This window comes from Mycobacterium sp. NGS56, from assembly GCF_059812425.1.
In genome coordinates, this window is sequence record NZ_JCALCQ010000018.1 from 68,323 (window position 1) to 84,236 (window position 15,914).

A 15,914-nucleotide genomic window follows, 5' to 3' on the forward strand; every position below is an offset into this window, starting at 1 on the left:
CGATGGATCCGGCCGCCGCTACCGGCCAAGTCCGCGTCGCCATCATCGGTGAAGACGCCGCGGTGGACTTGGCCCTGCCGACCACACTCGCCATTCGGGAACTGATTCCGCGGATCCGGGCAACACTGGCCACGGGTCGCGACGACGACGACGTGCCAGCCGATGCCGTCAACGACGACGGGTTGCGCCCTTACTCGCTAGCGCCTCTCGGAGGAACACCGTTTAGCTTGGACGCCACCCTGGCCACGCTGAACATCGATGACGGTGAGCAGCTCATCTTGTGCAAGCTGCCGCCGGGCCCCACGGCGCCGCCAGTGGTCGAAGACATCGCTGACGCCTCGGCGATTCATTCGGCCAGCCAGTTCAAGCCCTTCGAGCACGCCATGTTGCGCACCGCCGCCCAAGCGGTGGTGGTCACCGCGGCGACCTTAACGTGCGGCCTGGCGATCTATGGCTGGCACCGCGGCTACCGCGTGTGGTCGGCTGCAGCTTTGGGTGCGCTCGCGGTGGTCTTCGTCGCCGTCACCATCTGGCTGTACCGGCGCGGCCTGCTTGCTACCGCCGGCCGCCTGGGTCTCGCGGCCGCGGCGCCGCTGGCGTTGGCCGGCGCCGCGGTAGTGCCGGGTGATGCCGCGGCGCCGCGGGTTTTCCTGGCGGCGGCTTTCCTGGTCGCCTGGTCGTTGCTGCTGCTGGCCGTCACTAATAGTTGGGTGGCCACCCACACCGCGGTCGTCGCCGTGACGGCCACCGTCGCGGCCGCGGCCGGCGCCCGCATCCTGTGGCACTTGCCGTACTTGTCCCTGGGGTGCGGAGTCCTTGCGGTGTCCTTGCTGTTGGCCTCCAACGCCCCCACGGTGTCAGCGATGTGGGCGCGCTTCCCGCTACCGAATGTGCCCGCACCAGGCGAGCCCACACCCGCCGCGTCGTCGCTGGCCGAACTGGAAGATCTGCCCCGTAAAACCGCGACCTGCAACTCCTACCAGAGCGGTCTGATCGCGGCCTCGGTGATCTTGTCGGTGATCGGATCGGTGCTGGTGGTGTGGTTGCCTGACGCACCGCCACTGTTGGCGTGGTGGCTGGTGGTGGTCACCACCACCGTCACCGTGCTGCGGATGCGGATCTGGGACTCAGCGATCCCCGCACTGTGGTTTCTGGCGACCCCTTTTCTGACCGCGATCGCGTTGACGGTGTCGTTCACCGCCGCCGGCCACCTGGTCTCGGGCCTGTACGCGGCAGCCGCCGTGGTGGCTTTGACGCTCGTGCTGCTCGGCGCTGCAGCCATCAAACCGCGCGAGCTTTCCATCCCGCAGCGCCGCTGGCTGGACCTGTTCGAAAACGCCCTGCTGATCACGATTCCGCCGGCCATGTTGTGGCTCATCGGCCTGATCAGCCTCATCCGCAACCGAGGAATACTGTGATGATCCGCCGACTGGCCTCACTCGCCGCGACCATCGCTGTGCTGGTGGTGTCTAGCCCCGTGCCTGAGGCCGCCGCGCTGGCATATCCCGTCGTCGACCCAGCTGCGCTGCCCCCTGACGGTCCGCCCGCTCCAGGGCAAGAAATGCGCCAGAACGGCCAATGCCAGGTCTACGGCGCAATGCCCGGGTTCGACCCGGCCGCGGTGCCTCCCAGCCAGGCCATGCTCAACCTGCCCGAAGCGTGGAAAACCTCACGCGGCAGGGGAGTGGTGGTCGCGGTGATCGATTCCGGTGTCACACCACAGCCACGCCTGCCCAACCTCGCCCCGGGCGGGGATTACATCGATCCACCCGCCGGGGGTTTGTTCGACTGCGATGGACACGGCACCGCGGTCGCCGGGCTGATCGCAGCCCAGCAAGGCCCTGACGGATTCGCCGGCGTGGCCCCCGAGGCCGCGATCGTCTCAATCCGACAAACCTCAGCGCAGTGGGCACCCAAGACACCCTCAGGACAAGATGCCCAGCAAGCAAAGACCGCCGGCGATGTCGCCACGTTGGCGCGGGCGGTCCGCCACGCCGCCGACATCCCCGGCGTCCGCGTCATCAATCTCTCGCTGATCGACTGCTTCCCTGTCTACAAGCAGGTCGACCAAGCAGCGCTGGGCGCGGCCGTGCGCTACGCCGCGATCGACAAGGACATCGTCGTGGTGGCCGCAGCTGGAAACACCGGTGAGAGCAACTGCACCAGCAATCCGCTCACCGATCCCAATCGTCCCGACGATTCCCGAAACTGGGCCGGCGCCACCACCGTCTCCACCCCATCGTTTTGGCAGCCCTACGTCTTGTCAGTGGGCTCCCTGACCCCCGAAGGGCAGCCGTCGAACTTCACTATGGCTGGCCCATGGGTGGGCGTCGCTGCACCCGGTGAACAGGTCGTCTCGCTCGGCAACGGCCCAAACTCGGGCATCATCAACGGTCTGCCATCCAGCAAAGAGCCGTTGGTTGCCATCAACGGGACCAGTTTCGCGGCAGCCTACGTCTCCGGCGCCGCCGCCCTGGTCCGCTCCAAGTTCCCCAACTTGACCTCCCGTCAGGTGGTCAACCGCCTGGTCGCCTCGGCGCACAACGCCGCCCGTGCACCGTCCAACCTCGTCGGGGCCGGCGTCATCGACCCGGTAGCCGCGCTCACCTGGGACATCCCTCAAGGTGACGCCCTGCCGGCGCAAATGCCGATCGTGCGAGTCGCCCCGCCAGCACCACCGCCACCGGATAATCGGCTGCCGCGCCTGATCGCCTTCGGTGCGGGCATCGCGGCGATCGCCGCCGCCGTCATCGCTGTCACCGTGATTGGAATGCGCCGTGGTCGCACCACCCGCTAGCCGCGAGTCGTCTCGATTCTCCCCAGCGTGGCCCAGCTGGCGGCGCCTGACAACACTGGCCTCGCTGCTGCTGCTCGGGTGGGCGACGCTGCTGCCGCCAGGGCGAACACCCCAGTGGTGGCACTACGCCGCGGCGGTCGCGGCGGTCGCCGCATTCGTGGGGTCCTGGCACGGCCAGCACGTGTCGACGACGGTGGCCCGCTGGACTCCCATGGCGTGGCATAACCGCCGTCAACGCTCCCAACGCACCGGTCACCGCAGGCGCAGCGCAACCCCGGCGCAGCCGCCGCCGACGCCCCGGGAGAGCGCGCTGCAAGCCCGCATCGTCATCCACCTGCGCACCCATCCGCATGCACTGAGCGCCCCCGGCGACCACAGCGACCAGCTTCCGTGGGAGTTCATCACCGCTTGGCTGGATCGTTATGGGGTGCGCGCCGACGCGCTGACCATCTGCTCGGTGACCCGCACCCCACCGGCCAGCGGATTGCGCAGCGACTCAGCGCCGCTGCTCAGCGGCCGCAACAGCCAGCACCGCGACACGTGGCTGAGCTACACATTGCGCGCAGAAAACAACGTGGGGGCCTTGACCGCCCGCCGGACCACACTGAGAACTCCTCCCGGCGTGACCTCCGACGACGACACCTCGCAATCACAACCGCATCGCGCGGCGCTAGCCGACACCGTGGCGCGCCGGCTTATCGCCGAACTGCGGGAACGGGGATGGCTGGCCACCCTCAGCGACGAGGAAGAACTTCCTCGGTTCGTACCGCCGTCGGCAACGGTGCGCAAGGAAACCTGGACTGGCACAGAGTATTCCGATGGCTTCCGCGCCGTGTACGCCGTGGATCCCGCAGCGCTGCCCGATGTCCTGGAAACCCTCACCACCCTGCACACCAAGGCCACCTGGGTGGCGGTCACCATACGCTCACGCGGCCGCCAACCAGCCACCGTCGAAGCCGTGGTCGGCACGCTGACTGCCAGCCGGCCGCCCCGGCAACTGCCGGGCCTTACTGGGTTTCACGGATTGCATCGACACATCGCGCCGGTGCTGGCAGCCACCGGCATCGATGCGGGCGCCGACGTCGAGCTGCCGGCGACCGAGGTGGCGCCGTCAACACTGGCGGCGCTGCGGTGGCCGACGGCGGCGATCGGTGTTCCGATCGGCTATAACCGCGCACGCCAGCCGGTATATCTGGGGCTGGCCTCACCGGAGCCGGTGCGGATCACGGTGACCGGCACCCGACAGTTCCACATCGGCATCATCGCCCGCCTCGCCTTATCAGGCCAGCCGGTTGCCCTCTACACCGCCGATCCACGCCAGTGGACCGCTCTGGCCAATCACGCGGCGCCGCAACAATTCTCGATACGCCCTACCACACCGCCGCCTGACGCGATTGTCGTCAGCGACGCCAGCAGCGATGCACCCACCGGTGCGATCACGGTGACACTGCGCCGCCCGCAGTCTGCTCAGGCTCCCGCCACGACGATCGTCATCACCCAGGACGGCCGGCACCCGGACCTGTTCTACATCACCACCGCGCATGGCCGTCAGTGGCTTAGCACGCGCCTTGTTCCCGTGCCCAACGAGTAAGCGAGGTCAAAGGTCATGTCGACTACCCCAGAGGAATTCCTCGCCGATACGGTCGAGCTGCCTGAGCGGATGCCGGCGTTACCGTTCCCTGCCGAGTCGGCGTGTCGACTAGGTTCAGGGTTTTTTTGAGTGCAGTCTGGGGATGGCGCGGTGGCTGGTCAGCAAACCAGTCGCGGGAGGGTTTCGCTTGGTGGGCTGGCGAGTTTTCTGGGTTCCGGGTGCATGCTCAGCTCAGGGTGTGCGACCGCGGCTGTTAGCCGGCTGGGTTAATCTCGCGAATCGCGAAGAATCGGTTGGGGTTCGGCCGGGTGACCCTATCTTTTTGTCACCGGAGCGGTGAGTCGACGCGCGGCTGTCCGCGTATGCCCAGACGAGAGTCTTTCGCGGTTACACCGCTGAGACACGGCGCAACCATGTGACCGACCTGCGCTTATTTTTGACCTTTCTGTGGGCAAAGAAGGTGGGTTGGTGGGAAGCGACCCGTGATGATGTCGAGGACTATGAGCATTGGCGTCGGTTCGCCGAGCACAATCCTCGCCGTATCGGCGGGGCGAAGTGGGATCGTGAATTGTCAGCGTTGGCAAGCTTTTACGCTTGGGCTTCCGAACACCGGCATGTTCCGCGTAGTCCCGTAGCGATGAAGCGTGTGATCGCTCGTGATGGCGCGGCGGTCACGGTGCCCGCGGCACGGGCGAAGGATGTGCGCCGCAGTAATGTGCACTGGCTTACGCCTCGCAGCTGGCGGCGGTGGATTGATGTCGGGCTACGCGGCTATACCTGCGACGGTGTGCTTGACCGCGGTTGGGGTGGACGTTTAGAGGACCGCAACGTCGCTTATGTGCGGCTGATGGTGACATCGGGTCTTCGACGAGCCGAGGGTGGTTCCCTTCTGACAGTTGAAGTCCCGGCCCGTCGCGGGGATACGAGCCGCTACTGTCGAGGACGGATCGCCGCCGAGGTCACCAGGGCGAAGAAACCGAGAACGTTCTACGCTGCCGCTGATGCTGTCGCTGAGGTGGAGACTTACTGCGATTCCTCCCGCGCGCTCGCGGTCCGCGGCGCGCAGCAGGCGCGGCGCTATGAACGCCTGGTGGAGCGGCGTGTTGTCACTGAGATAACCCGCGGTCTTAGCCCGCTGGTGGTATGGCGGTGCCCGGATGGCTCCATCGTGCGACGTGAATTGAACAGCCTGACCGTCAATGAGCGAATTACCCTGTTTGTTGAAGGCGAACATGGGCTTGAGCCGTTGTGGCTGTGGCTGAATGAGCAGGGACTGCCGTTTCAGGTGCATTCGTGGGACGGTGTTTTCACCGCGGCTAATCGCCGATGCGATACGGTCCTGACTCCGCGGCAGCGGCTCGGGTTGGATCCGCACAAGGTGTATGCGCCTTATGCCACACCGCATTCCGCACGGCACAGCTTTGCCCTCTACATGCTGGTCGTGCTGAATTCTTTGATGGATCAACGGTATGGGCTGACACCTGAGGATCGTCGGGACTTCCGCCATCTCTACGGCGATCCGTGGTTCATGGTGCAAAATCTCCTCGGTCACGCTTCCCGGGAAACCACCGTTGAGCGTTACCTCGCACCGGTAGCTGATCTGCAACTGCGCTCGATGCTGGCAGATGCTGTCGATCCGGTGCCAGCGCCCATGCCTGAGCTGGATGCCGTATTCGCGCGTATTGCCCGGGAATCGGAAGGCATTCAAGACGTTGATGACTTCGGTTGGGCAGGCGGCGGCACATGACTGTGCGTGGCCGGCCCGCAGTGCTTCCGCCTTCCGATCACCGTCGACCCAAGGCGCTGGCACCGCAGGGCTTGGTTGTTTTCCACTGCAACGCTGCGGGCCGGGTCAAGGAATATGACTTCGCCACGTTGCCGGTTGACGAAGCTTTGCAGCGATCGTTAGCGGCGTTGTTCGCCCGCCGCTGCGTGCCACAAACCTGGACCACGCATAGGACCTCGCGCGGCATGTGGCGACAAATCGTGCGGTTCGCCGAATTCCTCGTCGAGCAACCAGAGCACGTGCGCGATCTCGATGATCTCAGCGCCGCCATGGTCAGACGGTGGCGCAATAGCGTGGTCATGCTCAACGACAAACGCCCCTTCACTGAGGTCGCGCTGCTGTTGCAAGAGGATCCGCGACTGCAGTGCGGGCCGGTGGCCGACGAACTTGTGCGCCGCTTCAGGCGAGCGCAAAGCGCCACACAGTCATACAGCCACGACGAGTTTCAGCTCATCAAGGTCGCGGCCCGACGGACCTTCCGCGCCGCGTTAGCGCGCATCGAACATAATGCTCGGCACTTGCACCGTTGGCAGCAAGGGGAATTCGTCGGAGACAGCCCGGATTGGCTGGTCGGGCACGCGTTGAGCGTTCTCGCCGATACCGGGTCCATGCCCGAGTACACGATGAAGAACGCCAGAACCAAAGAGGGAGCGCATCTGCTCAAAAAGCGATATCACGGACCGCTGGGTGGCACCAGGGCAGAGGTGACGTGGCAGCGGCTGTTTTTGTCCAGGATGGAGGCGGCAGCGCTGGGGGTGCTGATGATGGCCGAATACGGGTGGAACTTGTCGGTCATCGACGGGCTGGCGGTGCCTAAGGCATCACCTGATGCTGGCCACGATGGTCGGCCGACGTATCGGGTGGCTTTGGAAAAGCCGCGACGCGGCGCTGGGCGGTATCACGAATCCAGGAACTTCACCGATGACGGTGCCGCCTCGGCCGGGCGGTTGATCACGCAGGCCTTGCGGGCGACCCGTTTTGCTCGCGCGTTGGTCGAACAGATGGCTCCGGGAACTGACCGGCTCATCGTGTGGCGCACCGGCAACCGCGGTCATGTGTGGGTGCGCGGGGACCGTCATCCTCCTGTCGGGGATTTCCGTTTCGGGGTGTCGTCTTTTGACGCATCACTGTGGGCGCAAGCTCAAGGGTTGACCGGTTCGCCATTTCGTCGCGGTCGCAGAACGGTTGTCGCCCTGGGCCGCCGTGAGCCCACGCAACACTCTGAGCAGACCTTCGATCGTAGTTATGCCTTGGTGGACAAGCGTGTTCAGGCCGAAGCCGTCGAGGTGATAGCCGCGGGTGCTGAGGATGCGTTGGGTCGTGCTCAAAAGGGGGTTCTGGTCGCCGAATTGCGCGACCGGCCGGCAGCGGGCGATGTTGAGACAGCGACAGCCGATTGCGCCGACCCTGCGTCAAGCCCGTTCGCAACCTCACCCGAAGACGGCTGCACAGCTTCGTTTTTGATGTGTCTGGCCTGCCCCAACGCGCACGTCCATCCCGGACACCACGCGCGACTGGCGCATTTGCATCAGGCTTTAACGAATCTGCGCTCGGTCCTTCCCTCCAAGACGTGGCGTCGCGATTGGGCCGAACACCATGGCCGCCTTGAAGACCTCAAAACACGTCTTGGCGATCCGCTCTGGGAGCAAGCGCTGTCACAACTGACCGATACTGACCGCGGTCTGGTCGATCATCTGCTGGTGGGAGTGCTCGACACATGAGCACTGCGGCGCAAGATGATCCGTACTTGTTGCTGATGCCTGGGCCGCGTAGCCCGGTGGTGGCACCAGATCTGGTCAAACCTATTCACGCCCACCTCAACCCGTACTACGGGGATCCTGTGTGGTCGCTTGCTGCTCTGACAGAAAACCCTTCGGCGGTACGGCCCAAGATCCACTGGAGAAACTGCCCCGCAGCGTTCGAGAACGAACTGCGCCTTGCTGTCTGGTGTCTTATCAATGGCGAGCTGCGCCCCACTTTTGTCCGCAGCCGCGGTACCAGGATGCGAACGCGCCCGGCGGTCTCGACGCTCATTACCATAGTGCGTCACTGGCTAGAACTGGCCCAATGGCTCGACAGTCGCGGCGTCCGGGGGCTGGCCGATTGCGACACCACCACCCTTGATGGCTACGGTCGGTATCTGCTGGCGACCAAGGCCGAAGTCCGCTCCAGCGCGCTTCGGCGCCTGGTCGCACTGACTCGATTGTGGGCGCTCGACCAAATCAGCCCCGCCCCAACCGGTCTTGGGCAACCTCCGTGGGAAACCACCGGAGTCGACGACTATCTGCCAAGGCCAATCCCGTTGGGTAATGAGAATGCCGCTGCGCCGTTAGCTGAGGAAACGCTCGGGCCGCTCCTTGTCTGGGCCATGCGCGTGGTCAACGACCTAGGCGACGACATCCTTCGCGCGCACGCCGAGCATGCGCGTCTGCTCAATGCGATACCCGACAGTGCGCGTCCCGAGGGCCGACGGGCATTGTGCGCCTACCTTGATGCCCTTCTTGAGTCCGGTGATCCGTTGCCCGTTCATATCGAAGGGGACCGGGTCACGTTCGTGGCCGCCTACATTTGCGGTCGCGTCGGCGCTGCGAAGTCGCAGATGAAGGAATATCCGCGCCGCGACCAACTGCTGGCGGCCGCGACGCAACGCCTGTCGGGCTGTCCGCTTGGCATCCCGATCACCGGCCGCATCGACGGAAAGCCCTGGCGCGACGACATCGACTACGTGGAAGCGTGGCCCTTGTGGCGCCATCTCGGTACGGCGGCATTCATCGTGTGTGCCTATCTCACCGGGATGCGCCCCAGCGAAGTACTTGGTCTGACAACGGGTTGTTGCCCTGACCCCGAGCCTGACGCCGCGGGCACAGTCGGGCGACACTTGATCCGCGGCCGCGAATACAAAAGCGCGGTCGACGAACACGGCAACCATCTCTCCGCCGGGACGGACCGCGACGCGCCGTGGGTGGCAATCACCCCCGTCGTCAACGCCATTCGCGTTCTGGAGAAAATGGTTCCCGACGGGGGGCTTCTGTTCGACTCATCGGCCCACGATAGATACAACCAACCCACCGCGACGGGTTCAATGGTCCATAGGTCGATGCGTTCCAGGATCGATGAATTCGTTGACTGGGCCAACACTCAAGCCGCACGACACAACCTGGCCAGCGAGACAATCCCGCCCGACCCGCACGGCAGAATCGGGCTCAAACGCTTCCGCCGATCCCTCGCCTGGCACATCGCCCGGCGACCAAATGGACACGTCGCACTGGCCATCCAATACGGGCATATGCGTTCGGCCGTCGTCTCCGGACGCTACGCCTCGCGCGGCCGCGACGGTATCCACGACCTGCTCGACATCGAAACCGTACGCGCCGTAGCCGACACCGTCGCCGAACTTCGAGACCACCTCAACGACGGCGGTGGAGTCTCGGGCCCAGCGGCCCGCGACGCCATCAAAATCGCGGCACACGCACCCACATTCAGCGGGACAACGATCACCGCGAAAACCGCTCGCCGGCTCGTCGCCAACCCTGACCTGATGATCTACGACAACCCGCAAGCGTTACTGCTGTGCCGCTACAAGCCAGACCGGGCCCTATGCCAACGCGACGGCATCAAAGATGCCCCCAAGCTGGAAGCTTGCGATCCCCGCTGCGGCAACGTCATACGCACCGATCGGCACGCCGCCCAGCTACGCACCCGCGCCGACCAGCTCGAACAACAGGCCACCCACACCCCCCAACCGATCGGTGAACGGCTGCGCGCCAACGCCGCAAAACTCCGCCACTACGCCGACACCCACGACAACACGCGCGTCACCTCGAGCGGGGAAGACAAACACCACCTGACCGAGGAGCCCATGTGACCGCTGCACTCGACGAACGCGACCGCATCCGCGCCGCCATGGACCGCATCTTCGCCGGCACACCCCAGCGTTCCAACGGTGCACTGACGATCGTTGCCCTCGCACAAGAAGCCGACGTACCCCGCAACGCCCTAACCCAACGCCACACCGACCTGAAAAACCAGTTCTACCAACAGGTACGGGGAAAGGGCGGACCATCAGAACTGGAGACAAGACTTCGTAACACCATTGCAAAGCTTCGCAAGACCATCGTCAACAAGAACGGCGAGCTTAAACAACTCCGAACAGATGTCCCCGCCCTCGTACGCGTCGTCAACCAGCTCACCCTGGAAAACGATCTACTACGCAGCCAGTTAGCCCAATCCGGACGCACAGTCATTGCGTTTCCCAAGGTGCACCCGCCCATGTGAAGGCCCCCCAAAGGTTATGCCGCGTTACCTGGAACGGTTTGTGCCGGACGAGGATTTCCGGGCCGAGGGCCGCGACGGGGGTCTGTCTGTCGGGCGGCGGTGCGCGGCGAGGAAATCATCGACGATGCGTTCACAGTCGTGACGATCGATTGCGCGCAGCCCGGTGAGTCGAGCGAACGCCACCGGGCCGACGAGCTGGCACAGAATCAGTTCTAGATCGAAGTCGTCGAGATCGGCCCGGGCTTCAGGGCCTTCCAGAAGGCTGTTGAACGGCCGGCGATAATGGTCGATGATCCGCGTCCGCAGCGCGTTGCGATCGTAGGTCTCCTCTGTGCCGTCCGGTGTTGGCCCGAGCGCGACCCAGGCCAGCGTGGTGACATGCAGCGGCGCCTCTTGAAAGAGGGTCGCCTGTCGGCTCAGCAGCTCGATCAGCTGGTCGCGTAATGTTCCCGTGGCAGGTGGTGGGGTGACCTGCGGTAGCAACCGTTCAAATGTTGCGGCCAGCAGCTGAGTAGAGCTGCTGAAGTGCCGATACAGCGTGGTGCGTGCGACCTTGGAGGCTTTGGTGACCGCGTCTATGGTGACGGCTTCGATGCCACCGGCATTGAGGAGTTTCGTGGCCGCATCCAGCAACCGGGTCCGTGACCGAAGGCGGCGGGGATCGACGTCGTCGTCGACATCGACATCGACATCGATCGGGATTTCAGCGTCACGCTCCACGTAGTCACCGTAAACCCCCCACGGACCTGGCCTACAGCGAATCGCATCGGGGAAGTCGTTCAATCCGACGAACGGTACTAGTAGTATCGTAGCGATACTACTAGTACACTTCGGCGGTGTAGGCCAAGCACCGAAGGAGGATTGGTGATCAGGCAACCGGTCGAGCGGTTCGGGACCCGGGGGAGTCGACGGCGCTGCCCCCAATCGGCCGGCCGCGTGGCGATCGAAAAATCCAGCTTCTGCCTCCGCGCGGCGACCTCACGGACGAAAGACGTCAAATCCTGATGAATGTGCCGATTTCGCTGACTAAAACCCACCTCTGGAGACGTGCGGTTCGGGATATCCGGCTGGCCAGTCGCGGTATTGCCAAGCGGCTGCACCCAGCGCCGCCGGTCCACCAGGGCCGCGTTCGTCCACGTCACTATCCCCCTCGCTCTTGCTCGTACCTGGACGACGATCTGATGAGTCGGGAAATGTACGATCATGTTCGCGATGAGCCGATCAGGCTCAGTTCCCGGCTGGCATTTCGCCTACGGCGTTCGTGAGATTGTCAGCAGCCAGAGATGACCCATGGCCAACGTCAAATAATCTGCATACCAATGGATTACGCAATGACGTACCCGATACGGAACCGGCAACAGGACATCGAGGTCGAGCGCAAGGGCCGACGCGGCGTCGCGGCGTGGGCGGGCTGGCGGTAGCAATTTCGCCGACACCATGAAAGGGTACCGATAGTACTGTTGCGATACCATTGGTTTCTTTCCAGTAGTGGAGACGGGGGATGGTAGATACCGGGTGGGTTTCGTCGGGCGTGGCGACGTTGAGTCGGCCGGTCCGGGAAAGACTCCGTAAGGTCACCGCTGGTGAGGGCGTTTACAGCGATCGATTAGCCCGCGTGGCGCGGTTTAGTATCCGGCACAAGGTGCTGGTCATCGGTGCGTGGGTGGTGGCTGCCGGCGTCCTGGCCGCGGTGTTTCCGCAATTGGAAACAGTCGTAAAGCAGCAGTCGGTGAACCTCATTCCCTCTGATGCGCCGTCGCTCCAGACCGTTGAGCGGATGGGGATCGCATTCGGCGAGCAGGGGTCCAAGACGACCGTCTTTGTCGCGGTGGAGGAACCGACGGGCCTGAGTGCGCCGGTGCGTCAGCGTTACAACGCGATGGTTTCGCGGTTACGTGCCGATTCCAAGCATGTGCGACTGGTTCAGGATCTGTTGGCCGACCCGGTTACTGCCGGTCAGGCGGTGAGCCAGGACGGCAAGGCATGGTATCTGCCGGTCGGGATAGCGGGCACGCTCGGCGATCCCCGAGCGGCCGAATCCGTCCAAGCGGTGCGCGCTATCGCCGCCAATTCGTTTAGCGGTACCTCCACGACCGTCCGCGTAACCGGCCCTCCCGCGACGTTCAGCGATCAAATTGACTCGGCTGAGCAGGATTTGATTGTCGTCTCCGTCGTGACCGCGGGGCTGATCGCGCTGATTTTGCTGGTCATCTACAGGTCATTGTTTACCGCGTTGCTGCCACTGTTGGTTATCGGCGTCAGTCTGGGGGTAGGGCGTGGAGTGCTCTCGGGGCTGGGCGAAGCGGGAATGCCGGTATCGCAATTCACCATCGCGTTCATGACGGCGATTCTGTTGGGTGCCGGCACCGATTATTCGGTGTTTTTGATCAGCCGGTACCACGAGCAACGCCGCCAGGAGGTCTCGGCCGACCTCGCGGTGATCAATGCAACCGCCACCATCGGACGCGTGATCCTGGCCTCCGCGGCCACTGTGGCGTTTGCATTTTTAGCCATGGTGTTTGCAAAACTGAGCGTTTTTGGCGCGCTGGGCCCAGCGTGCGCGATCGCCGTCTTCGTCGGAGTCGCGGCCACCGTGACGTTGTTCCCACCGGTTTTGGCGCTGGCCGCTCAACACGGCATCGGCGAGCCCAAAGCCGACCGCACACGCCGCTACTGGAATTGGATCGCGGTGGCCGTAGTCCGCCGGCCCGGCCCATTGCTGGCCGCCAGCCTGGCTCTCGTGTTAGGGCTAGCGGCTGTGGCGCTGACCATGCGCATGAGCTACGACGACCGCCAAGGCCAGCCGCCCTCGACCGCCAACAACGAGGGTTATCACCTGCTGGACAGACACTTTCGCAAAGATATTGTCATCACGCAGTTCATGGTCGTCGAATCACCGACCGATATGCGCACCGGTAAGGGCCTGGCCGACCTTGACGAAATGGCGTCTCGCGTGTCGCAATTGCCGGGTGTCACCAAAGTTTCCGGCGTCACCCGGCCCACCGGTGCGCGACTGGACCAGGCGCAGCTTTCTTGGCAGAACGGCCAGATCGGGACCAAGATGGCCGATGCCGTCGCCAAAGGAGACGCCCACAAGACCGATCTCACCAAACTCACCGGTGGCGCCGACCAACTCGCGGGCGGCTTGGCGCAACTTGACACTACCCTTCGCGCGGCGTTGACTCCGCTGACCGGGATCCTCAGCCAAGCCCAGTCCAGTGGGGCACAATTTCAGCGCTTTCGCCCGCTGCTGCAGCAGCTTTCGGCTACCACACCGACCATCGACCAAGCTATCCGAAGCGGGCCCGGCTTACGCCAAGAAGCTCAACAAGCCCAGAATGCGATCGCCACCATCGACCCGTTGGTTAATGCGCTCAATACATCCCCTTGGTGTGCCACCACACCCGAGTGTGCCCAGATCCGCGACCAGGTACGGATTCTAGTGACCTTGCGCGATGGCGGCTTTTTCAACCAGCTCGCCAACCTCGGCGACATGTACCAGCCGGGCGGCGATACGGCGGGGGGCACTATGGCAGACCTGCAGAACACGGTCACCTCGCTGAACAACGCGTTCGGAGCGCTCGGCGACCCCGCCGACATGGCCGGCAACATCCGCCGCCTCCAAAACGGCATCAGCCAGCTCGCGTCGGGCGCACAAGCCCTAGCTACTGGTGTGCACACCCTCGCCGACAGCAACATCGAAATGTTGTCCGGCATGGGTCAGATCGCCACGCAGCTACAGAATTCCGCGCGGTCTAGCGCCGGTTCGGACAACTCTAGCGGCTTTTACCTGCCCGCTAACGCCTTCGAGAATCGCCAGTTCTCCGATGTGGCGAAGCACTTTCTGTCTGCTGACGGCAAGACCGCGCGCTTTGCCATCGAATCCAGTTACAACCCCTACAGCAGCGAAGCGATGAATCTCGCGCAGAAGATCACCCGCGTTGCTGATGCCGCACGCCCTAACACCTCGCTGGCCAACGCACGGATTTCGATGGCCGGCTTCCCCGCCGTCAATTCCGATATCCAGCGCTTGCTGTCGGCCGACTTTCACCTACTGGCTTTCGCCACGCTCGTCATCGTCGGTTTGATCCTCGTCGTTCTGCTACGCGCCTTGGTGGCCCCGCTCTATCTGCTCGGTACAGTGGTACTCAACTACGGGGCCGCACTGGGCATCGGCACACTCGTCTTCCAATACGGCCTAGGCAAGGAAATCGCATGGCCCGTACCGCTTTTAGCGTTCATCATCTTGGTCGCGGTGGGCGCCGATTACAACATGCTGCTAATCTCGCGGTTACGCGAGGAATCTGCTCACAACGTTCGCGTCGGCGTGCTGCGCACGGTCGCGAACACCGGCTCAGTCATCACTTCGGCCGGGCTTATCTTCGCGGCCAGCATGTTCGGCCTTATGGTCGGTTCGGTCGCGATCATGATCCAAGCCGGACTCATCATCGGCTGCGGCCTACTCTTGGACACCTTCGTGGTCCGCACTCTCACGGTTCCCGCGATCGCCACATTGCTCGGTGAGGTCAGCTGGTGGCCTCAACGGAAGTCCTTGGCCCCACGCGGTAGAGCACGCTGACGATGACCTGTCACCCAAGGGACTGCATAGCGTGACCGGCGTGGACTTCGTCCGGTTCGACGAGCGAATCGCCGAGCAGATGCTCGGTGCGGCGGCGACTGCGGGTGGGCTGTCGACCTACCTGAACTTGCGCCATACCCAGCTAACCGCGGGACGATTAGTTGCCGAAATGGATGCCCGCGAGGACCTGCTTACACCGTTTGGGAATCTCCACGGCGGTTGTCTGTCCGCCATGGTTGACCACTGCCTCGGGGTGGTGTTCTATCCGGTCATGCCTGCAGGATGTTGGGTCGCCACAACAGAATTCAAGGTGAATTTGGTTCGACCTGTCTCGGGCGGAGTGTGCGTCGCCGTCGCTAACATCATTTCGTTGGGCAAGCGCAGCGGTGTAGCACGTATCGATATCACCAACAGCGGGATGCTTGTGTGCGCCGCTCAAGGCACCATTACCGTCATGCCGCCGAAAGAAACCAGGCAATGACTAAGGCCGTACATGCCTCTCATTAGGGGGCGTTCCGCCCGAGGGAAACGAACTACATGACCATTACTCAGGAGCGCATCCGCACGCGCGACGGCATCACCCTCGTGGCGGATTGTTACACGCACGCCACGACTGGTCCTGTGGTGTTGCTCCTCCATGGCGGCGGCCAAAACCGCCACGCCTGGGCCACCAGCGCGCGTCGCCTCCACGCCCATGGCTACACCGTCATCGCGTACGACACCCGCGGCCATGGCGACAGCGACTGGGACCCAAGCGGACAGTACGACGTCGAAAAGTTCGTATCCGATCTGCTCTCGGTACGAGACCACGTCAGCCCCGACGGTCCCCCCGCCGTCGTTGGCGCGTCGCTGGGCGGGCTGATCATCCTCGCTACCCACCAGCTGG

11 protein-coding genes are annotated in these 15,914 nt (G+C 63.9%); 10 read left to right on the top strand and 1 reads right to left on the bottom strand.

Features of this window, described 5'->3' with window-relative positions; genetic code table 11:
* Positions 1-2 precede the first annotated feature (2 nt).
* The 7 genes from eccD (at position 3) to AC5Y4F_RS25745 (ending at position 10,449) form a co-directional block, all read left to right on the top strand.
* Positions 3-1,418, top strand: coding sequence for a type VII secretion integral membrane protein EccD (eccD, locus tag AC5Y4F_RS25715; RefSeq protein ID WP_036473487.1), 1,416 nt, complete (start codon positions 3-5; stop codon positions 1,416-1,418).
* Complete coding sequence (gene mycP / locus AC5Y4F_RS25720) at positions 1,418-2,797, top strand: type VII secretion-associated serine protease mycosin (RefSeq protein ID WP_036474042.1); 1,380 nt, start codon at positions 1,418-1,420, stop codon at positions 2,795-2,797. Before eccD ends, mycP begins: the two co-directional genes overlap by 1 nt.
* Positions 2,778-4,388 carry a hypothetical protein gene (locus AC5Y4F_RS25725; protein WP_225337320.1) on the top strand — a complete coding sequence of 537 codons (1,611 nt, stop codon included), beginning with the start codon at positions 2,778-2,780 and terminating at the stop codon, positions 4,386-4,388. The genes mycP and AC5Y4F_RS25725 overlap by 20 nt, the downstream gene beginning before the upstream one ends.
* A gap of 352 nt (positions 4,389-4,740) precedes the next feature.
* Positions 4,741-6,135 carry a site-specific integrase gene (locus AC5Y4F_RS25730; RefSeq protein WP_081285079.1) on the top strand — a complete coding sequence of 465 codons (1,395 nt, stop codon included), beginning with the start codon at positions 4,741-4,743 and terminating at the stop codon, positions 6,133-6,135.
* A complete protein-coding gene (locus AC5Y4F_RS25735; protein WP_036473483.1) occupies positions 6,132-7,895 on the top strand; it encodes a hypothetical protein in 1,764 nt (587 codons plus the stop codon). Before AC5Y4F_RS25730 ends, AC5Y4F_RS25735 begins: the two co-directional genes overlap by 4 nt.
* Before the next feature lie 320 nt (positions 7,896-8,215).
* Entirely contained in the window at positions 8,216-10,039 is a 1,824-nt protein-coding gene (locus AC5Y4F_RS25740) for a hypothetical protein (RefSeq protein WP_051641679.1), read from the top strand.
* Positions 10,036-10,449 (top strand): hypothetical protein, encoded by a 414-nt coding sequence (locus AC5Y4F_RS25745; protein ID WP_036473482.1) that lies wholly within the window; start codon positions 10,036-10,038, stop codon positions 10,447-10,449. The genes AC5Y4F_RS25740 and AC5Y4F_RS25745 overlap by 4 nt, the downstream gene beginning before the upstream one ends.
* Positions 10,450-10,473: 24 nt before the next feature.
* On the opposite strand, the gene AC5Y4F_RS25750 is transcribed toward AC5Y4F_RS25745, so the two are convergent.
* Positions 10,474-11,169 carry a TetR/AcrR family transcriptional regulator gene (locus AC5Y4F_RS25750; RefSeq protein WP_036473479.1) on the bottom strand — a complete coding sequence of 232 codons (696 nt, stop codon included), beginning with the start codon at positions 11,167-11,169 and terminating at the stop codon, positions 10,474-10,476.
* A gap of 781 nt (positions 11,170-11,950) precedes the next feature.
* Here AC5Y4F_RS25750 and AC5Y4F_RS25755 point away from each other — a divergent pair.
* From AC5Y4F_RS25755 to AC5Y4F_RS25765, 3 genes are all read left to right on the top strand, one after another.
* Positions 11,951-15,028, top strand: coding sequence for an MMPL/RND family transporter (locus AC5Y4F_RS25755; protein ID WP_499999386.1), 3,078 nt, complete (start codon positions 11,951-11,953; stop codon positions 15,026-15,028).
* A gap of 79 nt (positions 15,029-15,107) precedes the next feature.
* Complete coding sequence (locus AC5Y4F_RS25760; protein WP_100882369.1) at positions 15,108-15,509, top strand: PaaI family thioesterase; 402 nt, start codon at positions 15,108-15,110, stop codon at positions 15,507-15,509.
* A gap of 56 nt (positions 15,510-15,565) precedes the next feature.
* Positions 15,566-15,914: alpha/beta hydrolase (locus AC5Y4F_RS25765; protein ID WP_499999388.1), on the top strand; the 349-nt coding region annotated here is incomplete at its 3' end.